At 48.4% G+C, this 15889-nt stretch carries 14 protein-coding genes and 4 pseudogenes; 9 read left to right on the top strand and 9 right to left on the bottom strand.

The window, feature by feature from the left end; translation table 11 throughout:
• Positions 1–130: 130 nt before the first annotated feature.
• The 3 genes from JCM2765_RS08145 to JCM2765_RS08135 are packed head-to-tail and all read left to right on the top strand — an operon-like array spanning position 131 to position 1319.
• Positions 131–907: an acyltransferase family protein gene (locus JCM2765_RS08145; protein WP_054735916.1), complete on the top strand. Its 777-nt coding sequence runs from the start codon at positions 131–133 to the stop codon at positions 905–907.
• Entirely contained in the window at positions 904–1083 is a 180-nt protein-coding gene (locus tag JCM2765_RS08140) for a hypothetical protein (protein ID WP_054735914.1), read from the top strand. The genes JCM2765_RS08145 and JCM2765_RS08140 overlap by 4 nt, the downstream gene beginning before the upstream one ends.
• Positions 1074–1319 carry a hypothetical protein gene (locus tag JCM2765_RS08135; protein WP_054735912.1) on the top strand — a complete coding sequence of 82 codons (246 nt, stop codon included), beginning with the start codon at positions 1074–1076 and terminating at the stop codon, positions 1317–1319. Before JCM2765_RS08140 ends, JCM2765_RS08135 begins: the two co-directional genes overlap by 10 nt.
• Before the next feature lie 70 nt (positions 1320–1389).
• On the opposite strand, the gene JCM2765_RS08130 is transcribed toward JCM2765_RS08135, so the two are convergent.
• A complete protein-coding gene (locus JCM2765_RS08130) occupies positions 1390–2583 on the bottom strand; it encodes a GGDEF domain-containing protein (RefSeq protein ID WP_054735910.1) in 1194 nt (397 codons plus the stop codon).
• Positions 2584–2858: 275 nt separating this feature from the next.
• On the opposite strand from JCM2765_RS08130, the pseudogene asnA reads away from it, so the two are divergent.
• Positions 2859–3864: pseudogene (gene asnA / locus JCM2765_RS08125) on the top strand (aspartate--ammonia ligase).
• A 415-nt stretch (positions 3865–4279) separates the two neighbouring features.
• Here the strand turns inward: asnA and JCM2765_RS08120 are convergent.
• Complete coding sequence (locus JCM2765_RS08120) at positions 4280–4732, bottom strand: hypothetical protein (protein ID WP_054735909.1); 453 nt, start codon at positions 4730–4732, stop codon at positions 4280–4282.
• A gap of 507 nt (positions 4733–5239) precedes the next feature.
• On the opposite strand from JCM2765_RS08120, the gene JCM2765_RS18115 reads away from it, so the two are divergent.
• Both JCM2765_RS18115 and JCM2765_RS18110 read left to right on the top strand, forming a co-directional pair.
• Complete coding sequence (locus JCM2765_RS18115) at positions 5240–5746, top strand: DMT family transporter (RefSeq protein ID WP_225352036.1); 507 nt, start codon at positions 5240–5242, stop codon at positions 5744–5746.
• Positions 5746–6171 carry an EamA family transporter gene (locus tag JCM2765_RS18110; protein ID WP_225352035.1) on the top strand — a complete coding sequence of 142 codons (426 nt, stop codon included), beginning with the start codon at positions 5746–5748 and terminating at the stop codon, positions 6169–6171. Before JCM2765_RS18115 ends, JCM2765_RS18110 begins: the two co-directional genes overlap by 1 nt.
• Before the next feature lie 416 nt (positions 6172–6587).
• Here the strand turns inward: JCM2765_RS18110 and leuD are convergent, their stop codons facing one another.
• The 3 genes and pseudogenes from leuD to JCM2765_RS08100 form a co-directional block, all read right to left on the bottom strand.
• Positions 6588–7163: a 3-isopropylmalate dehydratase small subunit gene (gene leuD / locus JCM2765_RS08110; protein ID WP_054735907.1), complete on the bottom strand. Its 576-nt coding sequence runs from the start codon at positions 7161–7163 to the stop codon at positions 6588–6590.
• Positions 7160–8533: pseudogene (leuC, locus tag JCM2765_RS08105) on the bottom strand (3-isopropylmalate dehydratase large subunit). Before leuC ends, leuD begins: the two are co-directional and overlap by 4 nt.
• Before the next feature lie 329 nt (positions 8534–8862).
• Positions 8863–9354, bottom strand: a complete 492-nt coding sequence (locus tag JCM2765_RS08100) for a hypothetical protein (RefSeq protein WP_054735906.1) — start codon at positions 9352–9354, stop codon at positions 8863–8865.
• Between the two features lie 200 nt (positions 9355–9554).
• On the opposite strand from JCM2765_RS08100, the gene JCM2765_RS08095 reads away from it, so the two are divergent.
• Positions 9555–10424, top strand: a complete 870-nt coding sequence (locus JCM2765_RS08095; protein ID WP_054735904.1) for a hypothetical protein — start codon at positions 9555–9557, stop codon at positions 10422–10424.
• 62 nt (positions 10425–10486) lie between these two features.
• Here JCM2765_RS08095 and JCM2765_RS08090 read toward each other — a convergent pair whose 3' ends face one another.
• From JCM2765_RS08090 to JCM2765_RS08080, 3 genes are all read right to left on the bottom strand, one after another.
• On the bottom strand, positions 10487–10768 hold the full coding sequence (locus tag JCM2765_RS08090; protein WP_162231405.1) for an aspartate/glutamate racemase family protein: 282 nt from the start codon (positions 10766–10768) through the stop codon (positions 10487–10489).
• Positions 10734–11252 carry a glutamate racemase gene (locus JCM2765_RS08085; protein WP_054735900.1) on the bottom strand — a complete coding sequence of 173 codons (519 nt, stop codon included), beginning with the start codon at positions 11250–11252 and terminating at the stop codon, positions 10734–10736. The genes JCM2765_RS08090 and JCM2765_RS08085 overlap by 35 nt, the downstream gene beginning before the upstream one ends.
• Positions 11253–11348: 96 nt before the next feature.
• A complete protein-coding gene (locus JCM2765_RS08080) occupies positions 11349–11936 on the bottom strand; it encodes a TetR/AcrR family transcriptional regulator (protein ID WP_054735898.1) in 588 nt (195 codons plus the stop codon).
• A gap of 290 nt (positions 11937–12226) precedes the next feature.
• Here JCM2765_RS08080 and JCM2765_RS08075 point away from each other — a divergent pair.
• Positions 12227–13254: pseudogene (locus JCM2765_RS08075) on the top strand (SDR family oxidoreductase).
• 80 nt (positions 13255–13334) lie between these two features.
• Positions 13335–13550 (top strand): hypothetical protein, encoded by a 216-nt coding sequence (locus tag JCM2765_RS17135; RefSeq protein ID WP_156301730.1) that lies wholly within the window; start codon positions 13335–13337, stop codon positions 13548–13550.
• Positions 13551–13835: 285 nt separating this feature from the next.
• Here JCM2765_RS17135 and JCM2765_RS08065 read toward each other — a convergent pair.
• Positions 13836–15412: pseudogene (locus JCM2765_RS08065) on the bottom strand (cation:proton antiporter).
• Positions 15413–15889: the final 477 nt, after the last annotated feature.

Below are 15889 nucleotides of genomic sequence, written 5' to 3'. Positions count from 1 at the left end.
AGATTTTCTTAACCAATTCATGACGCACCCGGTACATCAATAGCTGACAACTTCGCACAATCTCCACTTTAAGCTCCCATTAAGTTTACCTCCCTAACGTTAATCCCAACTTAACTAAGGAGGCGAGCTCGTGCCCACCACAACGTCAATCCCCACCACGAAAAAACCGTACCTTCACGAAGTAGACCTGATGCGCCTCTTCTTCATTTGCGGTGTCCTATTCAATCACACGATCAACGTCTTCACTGACGCCATGACCTCAAACACCGACCTGCCCTACTACACCGTCCGGAGCATCCGCATGATGTTCCACTATACCCGGATGGGCTTTTTATTCATGAGCGGCCTCGTCCTCATGATGAACTACTACAACCGCCACGATTGGCCGACCTTTTTCAAGAAACGCTATAAAGGCAGCATCTGGAACTTCATCCTCCTAGCCATCGCCACCCTCAATAGCGCAACAACCCTGGACGTATCCAAATTCAGCCTGCAATACCTCAGCTACGTCATCCACGGCAACCAGTCCTACATGTACTTCATGCTGATCGTCATGCAGCTGTATCTGCTCTTTCCAGCAATCGTTTGGCTGTTCAAGCGCTGGCCTGATCACCATAACCGGATCCTCGCAATCAGTTTTGCGACCCAACTCGTTTTGATGATCACCATTAAATACTACCTGCAAGGCCTCGACACGTCGAGCTGGCTTTACTGGTTCAAAAACTACAGTATCAACGTCTTTTCTTACCAATTCTACTTCATTGCGGGCGCCTATATGAGCTTGCATCACGCTGAAGTTTATCAGTTGATCAAACGCCACATTAAGGCCATCGCAACCGTGACGTTAAGCCTGTCACTAGGTACCATCGTTTACTACCGAATCTGGAACGAAAAGGTGCTTGGTTGAACACCGACCTCGCCACAACCCCGCACCAACCCTACATGTTTATCTACGATACGATGATGATCGTCCTAGTTTTTTGGTTGGGCAAGCAGTACGCCAGTTGGCGCGAACACGGCATGCGGCTTGGCTGGATCATCTGGTACAACGCTGCGCCAAAGTTAGCTTTGGGATGTACCTGAATCAAATCATCGGCTTAACCACCTTAGAGGCCATTCTCTCCCACCTCACCCTAGCTGACTGGCAACTAGCACTCTTGATCCCAGTAGGTTACGGTTTCGTTTTAGTCTATTCATTTGCGTTAGCCTGGTTCTGCTACAAAGTCGCGCCATTCGGCATCCTAGTGGGTCGGCCCCAAAAACGGCACCGGACCCGGATTGCGCCAGTTACTGCCGTTCAAGAAACGAAATCCAATTAAGGCACAATAAAAACGTTCCGAGCCGTACTCTTGAGGAACGTACTCGAAACGTTTTTATTTGACTAGCGCATTAGCGCCCAACGTTGGCACCAAAGTGGACCCGTTCAAACGTATCACCATCAAAGGTAATCGCATCGCGCCCGTTTTGCTTGGACAAGTAGAGATATTTATCCGCCTTATTATAGATGTCCAGATAGTTGTTATCCTCCGGGACGACCCGTTCCAAGCCAATCGAGACGTTGATGCCAAATTCAGTGTTGGCCGCCGCAAACCGAAGTGCGTCGATTCGCGACATGATTTCACGCCCAATTCGCTTGGCCGATTCAATGTTACCTTCCGCGCCTTCACCCTGAACGACTAAGCTAAACTCTTCGCCGCCCATTCGGTAAACACTGGCCTCGTTTTCTAAATCGTCCGCCAGTTCTCGCAACGTTTCGGCGACCCGTTGAAGCACGACGTTGCCAACTGGATGCCCGTAAGTATCGTTGACGTGCTTAAAATAATCGATGTCCAACTCGTACATGATATAAGGCGCGCCCGTTCGCTGATAACGGTCATATAACCGGTGCACATCCGTGTTAAACGTCCCCATGTTTTTAATTCCAGTCAACGGATCCATGATCGCTTCATCGTAGTAATTATCGATGCGGTCATTTCGCCGTCTCAGCGCAAGGGCGTACTCACCCATCGCGGTATTCACGATTAGAAAGGCGACTATTTGGCGCACCCAGAACCAGCCATCAAGCGTTGCCGGTGACATGGTATACACGGTGGCTACCGAACAAACCGCATACGCAATTGCCACCAAATGATACGACCACCGTGCATGCCGCACCCAGTCACCATAACGGTTAAACCAAATCTGCATGGCAACGAGTAACGCAGTCAGTGCGACGCCCGTGACGGAATAGTGTGCTGACGCCATCGCCACGTATAGAATCGTGGTCACAATGGAAAATACCAATTGAATCCGTGATTGGAGCACGATGTTAAACAGTAAGCAGGCCACGATGATCAAGTTCAAAAAGGTCCAGTGTAACCCGAACGCATGCGGCCCTAAATATGTATTGGTCAGTGCCTCCATAAATAAGTATGCGTGAAACGTAAAACTGATGCCTAATTCAATGGCAAGCCGGTGGCGGGCAATCCAATCGTTCGTCATGTCACCGCGCACCCAATAGAATAACGACAGCACCCCGCTAAAAACAACGAGGTTGGTCACTAATGACAGCCAAAATGAAACGTTGATCCAACCAGCGTTCATTCCCAATTCCTTTCTGGTTTATCGACCACTGAAATTTAGTTTAGCACCTAAATGATGTTACTTTTAGAATACCGTATTTGATGGCGCTAAACAATGCTATTTCAACCTTTAGCCGGCTTTTTTTATGCGGAATTTATCGAACTATCAGACATCGCCACGTGAGAATTTGTTAAATTCTAACCTTATCTTAGTAATAAACTAGCCGAATCTCTCATATAATGTTAATATTAATCTCATGTAACAACCAATCAACTCGCAATAAGGAGCACAACACGATGCATTTAATTATTCCAGAATCATACAACCCGAAATTGACTGTTCGGGAAACCCAGGATGCCATCCGCTACATCCGCGAGACGTTCCAAGATGAATTCGGCAAACAACTTAACCTTTCCCGGCTTTCAGCGCCAATGTTCGTTGAAAAATCAACCGGCTTAAACGATAATCTGAACGGGGTTGAACAACCCGTTTCCTTTACCATGCAAGACGAAGCGATGCCACGATTGAAATCGTTCACTCATTGGCTAAGTGGAAGCGTGTGGCTTTAAAGCGTTACGGCTTTGGCATGCACGAAGGCCTTTACACCAACATGAACGCCATTCGTAAAGACGAAGACCTGGACAACTACCATTCCGCTTACGTGGATCAATGGGACTGGGAGAAGGTCATCAGTCGCGATGAACGAAATCTGGATACCTTGAAGGACACCGTTCGTCAAATCTTCAAAGTGATCAAGCACATGGAACACGAAGTTTGGTATAAGTTCCCACAATCAGTGCACCACTTACCTGACGAAATTCACTTTGTGACAACTCAGGAATTGGAAGACCGCTTCCCTGATTTAACACCAAAGGAACGCGAAAATGCAATCACCAAGGAACTCGGTTGTGTCTTCTTAATGAAGATCGGTGGCGCCATGAAGAGTGGCAAACGCCACGATGGCCGCGCCCCTGACTACGATGATTGGTCATTAAACGGTGATATCTTATTCTGGTACGAACCATTAAACCAATCCATCGAAATCTCCAGCATGGGCATCCGGGTCGACGCCGACGCTTGAAGCGCCAACTCAAGTTAGCTGACGCCGAAGACCGGCTCCAATACCCATACCACCAAATGGTCTTGAACGGCGAAGTGCCATTCACCATCGGTGGCGGGATCGGCCAATCACGGCTCTGCATGCTGTTGTTGGGCAAGGCCCACGTGGGCGAAGTGCAAGCATCGCTTTGGCCACAAGAGATGATTGATCAGTGTGAGGAGAATCATATTCATTTGCTGTAGAGCGTTAAAACAAGCGCTTTGAGAGTGGCGTATAAGGAAAGCCCCGCGAAATTACCTGGTTTTTGGGTAATTTTGCGGGGCTTTCCTTATACATAACTCTCAGCTTGTTTTAACGCGTTTTGGCGTGGTAGCCAGAAAGATGTTCACTAAGAAGACCTCACAAACGTATCCGATACGCGGAACCAGTCCAGTTACTACCGAGCCGAAAATAACGTAATAGTAGTGCTCGTCGCCAGTACCACTCAATTATCGAAAAATACAATATCAAACCAAGCGGCAACCGCACACATTCCCCACTCAACTCAAAAAGCCACAAAAAACAAAGCCATCAAAACGCCTCGCTCAAGAAGTTTTGATGGCTTCATTTTTCGTGACACTTAACCTTTTCAGTAAAGTAAGTAAGGCGTTAACCACACTACGCAAGGTACTTCCGCTCTGCCGCTTGCCTTGCAGCAATCGCATCTGCTTTGTCTTCGAAGCTCTCATTCAAGACATAGCGACCTTTGTAGTATAAGTGGGCAATCCACTTTTGACGGCGCTTATCAAAACTGACTCCGGTGATACCACTTTGGTTGCTCGACCTCAGCTCGGTTGTCGTTGGGTGCCACTTTTTAGCTAACAAGTGATAATCACCCATCCGCTTCCGAGTTGCCGGATTGGCCAATAGATTTCGGCGTGATTGTTCACGTTGCAAACAACCACAACTTGTCGTTTCACCAACCCGCAAGCGGTGACCATCTACCACGCAGGTATTGCCACACGTACATTGACACCGCCACGTGGCATTGCCATTAGGCCGACGACCAGCTCGCTCGATAACGGTCAAGCGCCCAAATTGACGTCCAGTCATGTCAATTATATGGGTCATCGTTGTTACCTCCGTCTAATCAGAATTACCAAAAACCAATCTACGTTAACAACCATGTCCCGTCACGCTAATCACGAACCGTACCAATTTCCCCAAAACCAGTACTTTGTGAAAAAATCAGTATCCTCTGTCACCAGAATTATACTAACTTTATTTTGCAACAAATGGGTTGTTAATTCAATCTATTTTTAATAATTCTAAAAAATAACGATTCCGTTACTTGCCATTAGTGTACCTTGACTTTCCCTAGAAATCAACACTTATTGCCGGTTGGTTTTTATTTAAATTGAAACCGTTTTAATTCCACTTATCGTTGTCGCCATTCCATCACTAACTTTAACCAACCCACAACTCACTTCCCACCGAAAGTCGTTTTCACAAGCGTCAGTATTTGACATTTACCAATTTGATTCTCAAAAATGGCAACATCTGACTGATGCACATGCTACAATGGATGCATTGTTGTTTTTTATACCATACATAATATAAAAGGAAGTACCGTTACCCATGACATCCGCTCAATCTCACCGGACCTGGCTTGGTGTTACCTTTGCCATCGTTTCCGGAATCGCATTCGGCCTTTCTGGAGTGGCCGCCAGCACCCTATTTCGCTACTATCCACTCTTTGACGCCCTTTGGCTGAGTCAAGTTCGGATGGTCAGTGCTGGGCTCATCTTGCTGCTTATCAGTGGCTTTACGCGGCAGCACCCATTCGCGATTTGGCAGCACTGGCATAGCGCCAGACAAGTCATCATCTACGGCTTGTTTGGTACGATTCCGGTTCAATTCTGTTACTTTTTAGCAGTTCAAGCCGGCAACGCGTCCATCGCAACTATCTTGCAGTATTTAGGCCCGTTCGCAATCGTTGCCTACTACATTCTCCGCTATCGGCAATTACCTCGGCGGAGCGAAGTCGTTGGGATGATCCTCGCCTTCATTGGCGTTGCCTCATCGTTACCCACGGTCAATTTCAAAGTCTCTCAATTTCTCCAGCCGTTTTATTCTGGGGCTTGATGGCAGCTTTAGGCACCGCGACGAACACCCTGTTACCCCGCCCAATTTTACCTAAATACGGGGTCCTCAACTGTACCGGTTGGGCGTTACTGATTGCCGGTACAGTGCTTAACTTGGCTCATCCCATGTGGCGCCAATCGCGACCACCACTGACTTTACCAATTGTCTTACTGGTACTGGCAATCGTACTCGTTGGCACCGTTCTGGCATTAGCGTTGTACAACATCAGCTTCAGCTACATTCAACCAACCACCGCCAGCCTACTCAACGCCTTCGAACCACTCTCTGCCACCCTCTTTTCCGTACTATTACTCGGTATTCCCTTTACCGGCTTCGATGCCACGGGTAGCCTACTGGTCATCGTTGCGGTCATGTGTCTAACGTTAGATTTACGAAAATACTTCCGGTTGCTACGACGACGTTAATTCTGATTAACTAGCAAAGCCATCACGATTCGATTTAATCGTGATGGCTTTTTGGTTACGATTGTGGTCAATGTTCAGTAACCACAATGAATCAACGATAGTCGTTGAAATACTGCAGCAAGCCATGCAGTTAAGCACTTGAGATGCTCTGCGATAGTACCGAACTGCGCAATGTGAGATGGAGGTAGCCGGTCAGGTGTATGCTGTGTCGCGATAATTGGTGGTTGTTGGCGTTTTTCCGACAACCACCAATTATCGGGGACGAATTGAAGAGTCGCATGGTTTTGGGCGAGGCTTCAATTCGAGGGCTGAGACCGCCCTTCGGCTCAGGCCGGCCCCACAGCAGGAACCTGGCCGGCTACCGGAATCGGCAGTTTACGCAAATTACCGCACTTCACAAGCTGGACTTCAAACCGCTATTTCATTTTTCGTTCAAACGCCGCAATGTCATCCGCAAAGCCGTCGGTAATATCAATATCCGTCAACCCTTGAGTCAACCGCTGTTTCCGCTGATCAAGAATCTCAAACTGAAACACCCGGTCCTGAGCTTGAACGGTCTGACTCGGCAAATCGACCGTGACCTCGGCCGTTACTGGTAACGCGGCCAACCAGTCACATTGTTCATCGGTTAAAGTGACGGGCAAAATGCCGTTCTTAATGGCATTCATGTAGAAAATATCGCTAAAACTTTTCGCAATCACCACTTGAAATCCATAATCTCGCAACGCCCAAGCAGCGTGTTCCCACGATGACCCACAGCCAAAGTTACGTCCAGTGACTAAAATTTTAGCCGTTTGACGAGCTGGATCATTTAACGGAAAGGTCGGATTTTTCGCGCCAGAAGCGAGGTAGCGTTGACCATAGAACAGCATATCCGCGTAACTCGCTTTATCGGTTTCCTTTAACACATCCCGTGACACGAGCTCACCCGTTGCAATATTATCCGCCATGATTGGGACTAACTGACTCACAACCGTTTCAATTGCGCTCATGATTCTGCCACCTTTCTGATGTCGATGAAGTGTCCGTTTAAGGCCGCATAAGCAACCATGGCAGGACTGGCTAAATGCGTCCGCGCACCAACCCTTGCCGACCTTCAAAGTTCCGGTTAGTAGTCGAGGCACAGTGCTCACCCGCTGGAATCTTATCGGGATTCATGGCTAAACAGGCTGAACAACCAGGCTCGCGCCATTCGCAACCCGCATCGGTAAAGATTTTGTCCAATCCCAGCTCTTCAGCAGCAAGCTTAACCTGCCGCGACCCCGGTACCACCCAAGCGGTCACTTTCGGATCAATGTGGTGGCCTTCATTACCTTGGCGGCAGCCTTCAAATCAGATAACCGGCCATTCGTACATGACCCAAAGAAAGCATAAGTTACTGGAATATCTTGCGCGGTTTGGCCGGGTTTTAAGCCGATGTAGTCATAGGCCTTTCGATCGTCCTCATCCTTGATTTCAGGGAACGGCGTTGTGACACCCACAGTCATGCCCGGATTAGTGCCCCAAGAAACCTGTGGTGCCAAGTCACTAACGTCAAAGTCGATAATTTTATCAAAATCGTCAGGACTGTCAGTATATAGCATCTTCCAATCCGCCACGGCCGTTTCGTAATCTTCTGGCGCATACTTACGGCCTTTAATGTAATCGAAAGTTGTTTGGTCGGGTTTGATACAACCGTATTTAGCGCCACCTTCGATCGTCATGTTACAGATGCTCATCCGTTCTTCCATCGTTAAGCCTTCGATGGTTTCACCGTAATACTCAACGGAATAACCATTCCCAAAGGCCACCCCTTCGCGGGCAATCAACCCAAGAATAACGTCCTTAGCGTAAACGCCCTTTGGTAACTTGCCATGAACGTGAACGCCCATATTTTTCGGCTTAGTTTGCCAAATCGTCTGCGTCGCCAGCACGTGCTCCACTTCACTGGTCCCAATTCCGAAGGCCATCGCGCCAAATGCCCCGTGAGTCGCGGTATGTGAATCACCACAAACAATCACCATGCCGGGGTTCGTCAGTCCTAATTCCGGGCCAATCACGTGAACGATGCCCTGTTCCTTATCGCCTAAGTCACAGAGGTGAATTCCAAATTCCTTGACGTTAGCTTCCAACGTTTCAATTTGTTTTCGCGAATTGCGTCTTGAATGTTAAAAATATCCTCAGTTGGGACGTTATGATCCAACGTAGCAAAGTTCTTTTCCGGGTGACGAACTGTTCGATGATTTTGCCGTAACCCTTCAAAGGCCTGTGGTGAGGTGACTTCATGCAACATCTGCAAGTCAACGTAAATCAACTGTGGTTCCCCCGGTTCACCGGCCACCACGTGCCGATCCCAAAGTTTATCAAATAGTGTTTTGCCCAAAACGAACGCCCTCCTTTAATGGTCTTGTACCGCTAACCGAACTCATGCTAATCTCATCTGTTTCTCACCATCAGTATACAAGTGGGTTCTGAGAGCTGCAATAGCATACTTTTAGGGGTGTTTTTACGGGGTTTTGGCATATGTTGTGAACTTAGATATTGAATAAGTGGTTGGTCATAAACAACGCTGAAATTCATACTGGGCCATTTTTAACCCTTCACCTCGTATTTCAACGTTGTCTCTAAATGGGGGGCAACCACCACAAAAAAGCGAGCTCAAGCCCATTCCGCACTGGAAAGTCTCGAACTCGCACAATTATTCCAATTCAATTAAGCCGTGTACCCTGTCGTCACTACGGCGGTCACGTAATTCTGTAACGTTTCATCGCCACCAGTTACGGTAACCCCATCAGCGGTGATTTTAATCGACAAATCGCCATGATTAGCTTCAAAAACTGCGTTGGGTTCACCATCCGCATTCGCCGCCCGTTCGTATTCTTCATGCGCCAGATTCAGCATGCCAAAGAAGTTCGGCTGGCGGTTATTTTGATTATCACCAAAAGCCACCTTGATCAAGCTGTTTGACCCGGCATCGTAGGCCATTGAGTGGAAGCCGTCAAATTCGGTCACATCAATGTCTGCCAGCTTTCGTAACTGGGCCCGCTGAGTATCAAACTCATTAATAAGTTGTTCCATCGTGACCCCGGTCACATTGGCGATGCTAATTAAATTACCAACAACCATGTTGTGGTAATCATTATTGTGATGCGATAAGTATTGGGTAATGGGTTCCAACCCCAAAGGTGCCGTTTCGTTGCTCATATGAAAAACCTCCGAAAAAATAAGATTAAAATTAGATGTGTATATGTAGGGTGCTATCCGTCTAAATTACCCCATTTTCTCATTTTTGGCAAGCTAAATTCACTGTCCCTCATCACTTTCCTTGCCGACGACGCCAATAAAGTGTAATATTTTCTCACCATTTCCCATGATATAATGGTGTTTAAAGGGGAGGAATTACCGTGTCTAAACTAACCACCATCGTACTCGCAAGTCTCACCCTGGTCGGCATTGGTCTAACAACATCAACCGGTCAGGCGAATTCAAGCCAACCAAAACGGACCAAAATCGACGTCTACACGTACGGCGCTAACGACGGCGGCTTTGCGACGAACTGGTATCGGCTCAAACACGCAACTAAGGTCAACGTGACCTACTCAGCCGTGACTAATTCTCATGCCATTAATAAAACGCTGAAACTGGCAAAGGGCACGATCATTGGCGCGCAACGGTATCATCATGGGGCCGCCTCGCAAAAGGATGCCTATACAACAGGCTATATGACGCCAAACATCAGCTATCATTTAAAGTCCCGACTCGTCAACAAGCACGTCTACGGCTTCGGCGCAGTCTCATTTAAATTATCACCGAAACAGGTCGTTCAGATCCACCGACCCGCTTACGCGCTGCCATACGGTAGTGGCACACTGTACACCGGCGGTCTGGGGAGCATCAAGACGCTGAACCGAAACGTGGACGCCGTTAAGCTCACTTCGGATGGCTACATTGAAACCTATAACAATGATCCTAAAAAATACGGCTCGTTTTGGGGCACGCTGGAATCCCACTACGACACCAAGCCAACCTCATCGGCTAAAATCACGCATACGATCAAGCGCAATAACACCGTTTATCTCTATTACGCTAAGCATTTAGCTGGCATGAACGATCAACAAGTTCGCCGGTCGGGTAACTATAAATACCGCTTAGCCCTCACCAACATGCATACGCCATACCAGTACAACGATGATGCCTACGGTGGTAAAAAAGCCGTGGCTAGTATTTATCATCTTGGCGGAACACCTTACTTTACCGTCATCGGTACAGAATAATATGTTTAATAAAAAGGACGCCTAAATCACTATTTCAAGCGATTTGGGTGTCCTTTTCTTACTTACTTTTTCAACATGTCATACAAACTTTGATAATAATCAACTGCATCAGGTTCACTACTCATCCAAGTCACATCACCCGGCGTAGTGGCAGCCGTCAAGCCATCATGTTCAACTAACACGTGGCGAAGTTGTTTCGCAACCCCTTCAAACCCAGTGTGAACCGGAATTCCCGGCTTAAACAGCGCGCTAATCGCATCCCGCACAAATGGATAGTGGGTGCAGCCTAACACGATCCCGTCGATTGGCTTATCCAAGTACGGTGCCAATAACGTCGTCAGCAACTCGTTCAACGCTGCCGGATCGGTCATCCCGCTCAACGTAGTCCGCTAAACCGGGACACGGCACGGCGTAAATGTTGTGGTCACTTTGGTACTTGGCCATCATCGTTTGAAACTTTGGCAAGTGAACCGTTAACTGTGTGCCCATCACCAAAATATTGTGGCTGCCATCATCAATGGCCTCCTTTAGCGCTGGTTCGATCCCGACTATTGGGGTCTCCGGATAAGCCTGCATCAACCGTGGCTTGGCTGCGCTGGTTGCTGTGTTACAAGCAATCACAACCGCCTTAACGTGTTGTGCCAATAGCTCGTCCATGACGCGCTGGGTGCACTGAAAAACCTCATCCGGCGTTTTACTGCCGTAGGGCGCATTCTTTGTGTCACCATAGAAAATAAACCGTTCATTGGGGAACTGCTTCGTTAACTCGTTCAGCGTGCTGATGCCGCCGACACCTGAGTCAAACACCCCGATTGGATTGTTGTTCATCGCTCGAATGCCTTCTTTGATCTGTTTTTAAAAATCCTTGAAACTATATTATGCCACAAAAGCCGGTCACCCGCTGGTATTTTGAACGAATCCTCATCAGTTTTTAAGCTCTAGCGGGCTTGGTCCCCCGGCCGTTAGCGCAACGGCGGTGGCGCGCTGGAACGCCCCTACTAGCCCGTGAATCGTTTCGATTGGGGCTTGCCGGCCGTCTAGAAACCACTGCCGCCAAATCGCATACACCCCGTCACTCATAAAGGCGACCCAGTAAGTCTGTTGAGTAGGCGTTAATTGTTGCCAGACTGCGGTCTTCGGATAATAGCGGGCCATATTCTCGTTAAAAATTTGACGAATAATGTCCTCAAAGTGCCGGTTAACGGCCAGTGTCAGGGCGTGTTCAAATTCCTCGAAAAAGGCTGCCATATCCGCCGCCTTCTTTTCGTGCGATACCTGTAAGATCACATCGTTAAATAATGCCGTCACTTTCGGTTCAAAATACGCCCGCAGTAAATCAGCTAAAGACTCATAGTTGCGGTAAAACGCCATTCGACTGACGCCGGCCCGCTTCACTAGCGCCGTGATTTTAATCTCATGCAGGTCGTGAGTCTCCAGTAACTGAAATAACGCAGTGGTCAGGTAATCCTGTGAATCTTGTTTTAACTGTTGAGCGTGCTTGGTTGCTGACATGTGGCTTTCCTCCTAAAGTAGCGTGTTAATTGAAGCTACTATACCTGATTTCTCACAGTGTTACAAGTGTCACTCTACTTAGCCATTAAAACCGATGATTATCCTTGTTCATTTCAATTACTTATTTTGCTGTCATTCACATTGATACCGAATTACAAGCTGTCATATCACTTCATCGGTTCTGTCACAGATGCCCCAATTCCACTTGATACTTCGCTCAATACCGATTATGATGACTCCACTAACGTTACATTTGTAACTAATTAAAATTCATTCAGGAGGCATCATCCATGTCAAAACAACTCGTTGTCGTTACCGGTGGCAGTGGCTTCATTGCCAGTCACATCATTCTCAAACTCTTGCAACAGGGCTACGCAGTTCGAACCACCGTCCGTTCACTTGCCAAAACTGAATTGATCAAAACCATGCTGGCTAACGGCGGTCAAACTGATTTCAGTGACCTTTCGTTTGTCGAAGCTGATTTAACACACGAAGACAACTGGGACCAAGTCATGGCCGGCGCAACCTACGCGATCCACCCGGCGTCACCGACCCCAACCTTGAACTTTAAAGATGAAAACGAAATGATTCAACCCGCCATCAACGGTGTGCTGTACGTCCTACGGGCAGCCAGCGCCGCGCATTTGAAACGGGTGGTGTTGACCTCCGCTTACGGCGCCATCTTTGCCGGTCACAAGCATCGGACCACTCCATACACTGAGGCCGACTGGTCAGATCTTTCCGCTAAGGGCATCCACCCCTACCAAAAATCCAAAACGCTTTCCGAACGTGCAGCTTGGGACTTCATCGCCCAAGATGATAGCGGGCTTGAACTCAGTACCGTTAACCCGGTTGCCGTGATGGGACCTGTTCTCGCCAGCGACTACTCCCACTCCAACATCCAAATTCAGGACCTGTTGACGGGTAAAACCAAGGTCGTGCCCGAAGTTGATTCAGGCTACGTTGACGTGCGTGATGTTGCTAGTCTGCATTTACTCGCCATGACTTCACCAAAGGCTGCTGGTGAACGGTTCTTAGCCACTACTGGTGAAACTTACTCAATGTTGGACGTTGCCAACATTCTTCGCGAGGCGTTTCCAGCTACGCGCCAAAGTTACCCACCAAGGTCGTGCCAACGCCCGTGCTGAAACTCGCCGCTAAAGCCAATCCGATGATGCGCATGGTTGCCTCCGTTGCGGGCAAGTATGCGGAAACTAGTGACGCCAAAGCCACAACGTTACTGGGCTGGCAACATGGGACTGCGAAGGACGCGATTATTGCGACGGCGCAGTCGATGATTGATTTGGGGATTGTGTAGTCTTATCAATTCAAAAACGGTTCACACTACCGGATTGGGCGTGTGAACCGTTTTTTGAATTGTTATTTGAGGGACGTTGGATGAGACTTGCACGTAAGCCCTTCCTGCTACAAGTCATAAAACCGGAACTTTGCTATTACGGTGTGCTTGCGGCAACGCGCTTTACTATTACTTTGGTTCCGGCGCCGCTTGGAGTTGCCTTTCTGCTTTTTGATCCTATTGTGAAGTCTGTCAGCGACACTGCGTTCTGGCTACTGCGCCGAAATGCGCTACACGAAGCAGAGATCTGCACATAAGCCCCTCTTGCCACAAGCCCCCAAAACCAGTAGTTCAATACTTGCCAATTGCTTACTGGCGACGTGCTTTCCGATTACTTTGGTTTCGGCGCCGCTTGGAATCGCCTTTTCGCTTATCGGTTCTATTTTGAAGTTTGTCAGCGACACTGCGTTCTGGCTACTGCGCCGAAATGAGTTCCACGAAGCAGAGATCTGCACATAAGCCCCTCTTACCACAAGCCCCCAAAACCGGGCTTATGGTAAGAGGGACTTATGCTCCGATCTCTAACCGCTTCGTTCCACTCTCTATTCCTCAAACACATTCGGCCCCACCACCAACGACTCTGCCAGTAGGACTTCATTATAGAGCTGATACACACACTGCTGATACTTCGCTTCACTCTGCGAGATCATGTCCAGATACTCCCGCTCCTGCTTGAACGCGTTGATGAACGCCCGCATTTCCAGTTCCTTTTCAGCGTCCGTAAATTCCGGGTGCTTGAGACATCCAGCCAGGCGTGGACGAAATCTCTCGTCCGGGTCTTTTGTTTTTGCGTCATGAGATCAAAGACAACTGAACGCTTCACTCGCTCCGGTAGGTACATCGATTGCACCGCATCGATGGCTTGATGTACCATCTTCACTTTAATTTCATCGACTTCTCTGACCAGATCCCGGTTACTTGGTTCCGGTTCTAACAGAAATTGGAACGCGATCGTCGGCACGATCATGCTTAACAGAATCAACACACTCGCCGACAACAGAATCAAATCAAAATCGCCCCGCTGAATGTGGCGCTCCGCAATTGTATAGGCTAACGCTAAAGTCACCGCACCATGAACGCCACCTAACGAAAAAATCGTTGCCAATCGGCGAGTAAGATGGATTCTCAAACGCCCGTACCCATACCGGACGATTACACTAACAACATACAAAATAACCCCAATCAACACCCAGTTACCGGCATGCGCCACCAACCGCTGATTCGTCACGATTTGAACGAACAAAAAGCCCAGCACCACAAATACCGTACTGTTGAAGATTTCCGTAATCATGGTGACTAAATCTAAACTAAAGTGAATCTGCGGCGAATTGATCAACCGACTTCGTTGCGCCTCAGCGTTATGCACCAGCCCGGCACAAACCACCGCAATGATGCCGGAAACGTGCACCGCTTCCGCTACGTAATAGAGCACAAACGGCGTGACGATGTAGAGTAACACCTGCGCATTTAACACGTTGTAAGCCGTTCGCAATAACCGCTGGCGCCACAAAACGATCACCCACGCCGCAACGAATCCAAGGACTGCGCCACCACCGGCTGAGATTAAAAAATCCACCGCCGTTTCTTTAACGTTGACGTATCCGTTGATGTACCACAGCACTGCCATGTTTAATAGGATAATACCTGAAGCATCATTGAATAATGACTCTAGTTTTAACAGCGTCCCAGTTGAAGCAGGCATCTTTAACCCGTTAGTCACCGACTGCGTGGCCGTCGCATCCGTTGGCGCACCAATTGCCACCAGCATAAACGCTAGCGGTAAGCTAATGCCACCCAGCCACCAAACACTCACGCCAACGACGGCCAGTCCAATCAAGACTAAGCTCACCGTCAATTGAACAATATAGCGCAACTTTCGTCCAACCAAGTTCATTCGGGTGCTCTGTCCTTCAAAAAAGAGCAACGGCGCCACGATCAGCCCCATAAACACCTCTGAATCAAACGCCACCACGTGCTGCCGAATCACGGGAATCAAAAACATGAGTGCCCCAATCACTAAACTCACGTAGTTCGCCGAAACCCGCGGCACCACCTGCGCCACCAAAATACTCACGACCGCCGCCAATAACCACAGGCTGGTCGATATCATCAACGTCATAGCCGTCCCCCGCTTTCTTGCCCTATTCTACCCTAATTATATCATCGGAATGATTGCATAATTCTAATAGATTAGACTAGTCGGTATCATGTGTCAATTGATGGGACTTGCTGTCGTTCGTGTCCAGCGTAAGCATAATGCGGTTTAGTTTGTGAAGTGCGGTGATTGGTTTGAACTGTCGATTCCGGTAGGCGACTAGGTTCCTGCTGTGGGGCCGGCCTGAGCCAAAGGGCGGTCTCAGTCCTCAAATTGAAGCCTCGCCAAAAACCGTGCAAGTCTTCAATTTGTCCCCGATAATTGGCGGTTGTTGGAAGTTCGTCAACAACCACCAATTATCGCGATACAGCATCCACCTAGTCGCCTACCTGCATCTCGCATTGCGCAATTCGGCACTATTGCAGATCATCTCAAGTGCTTAGCTGAACAGCTTGCGACAGTATTACAACGACTGACGTTGAGTCGACAAACACTAAAGTC

Source organism: Secundilactobacillus similis DSM 23365 = JCM 2765 (assembly GCF_001311075.1).
Lineage (GTDB): Bacteria > Bacillota > Bacilli > Lactobacillales > Lactobacillaceae > Secundilactobacillus > Secundilactobacillus similis.
The sequence above is the reverse complement of the archived record's forward strand: the minus strand, read 5'-3'. Positions and strand labels throughout refer to the sequence as shown.

Bases quoted from the DNA above. Each gene is read 5' to 3' on its own strand.
- JCM2765_RS17135 (WP_156301730.1), top strand. From the start codon at position 13,335: ATGAGACTTGCACGTAAGCCCTTCCTGCTACAAGTCATAAAACCGGAA.
- JCM2765_RS08135 (WP_054735912.1), top strand. From the start codon at position 1,074: ATGTACCTGAATCAAATCATCGGCTTAACCACCTTAGAGGCCATTCTC.
- JCM2765_RS18110 (WP_225352035.1), top strand. From the start codon at position 5,746: ATGGCAGCTTTAGGCACCGCGACGAACACCCTGTTACCCCGCCCAATT.
- JCM2765_RS18115 (WP_225352036.1), top strand. From the start codon at position 5,240: ATGACATCCGCTCAATCTCACCGGACCTGGCTTGGTGTTACCTTTGCC.
- JCM2765_RS08080 (WP_054735898.1), bottom strand. From the start codon at position 11,936: ATGTCAGCAACCAAGCACGCTCAACAGTTAAAACAAGATTCACAGGAT.
- JCM2765_RS08130 (WP_054735910.1), bottom strand. From the start codon at position 2,583: ATGAACGCTGGTTGGATCAACGTTTCATTTTGGCTGTCATTAGTGACC.
- leuD (WP_054735907.1), bottom strand. From the start codon at position 7,163: ATGAGCGCAATTGAAACGGTTGTGAGTCAGTTAGTCCCAATCATGGCG.
- JCM2765_RS08085 (WP_054735900.1), bottom strand. From the start codon at position 11,252: ATGAACAACAATCCAATCGGGGTGTTTGACTCAGGTGTCGGCGGCATC.
- JCM2765_RS08120 (WP_054735909.1), bottom strand. From the start codon at position 4,732: ATGACCCATATAATTGACATGACTGGACGTCAATTTGGGCGCTTGACC.
- JCM2765_RS08100 (WP_054735906.1), bottom strand. From the start codon at position 9,354: ATGAGCAACGAAACGGCACCTTTGGGGTTGGAACCCATTACCCAATAC.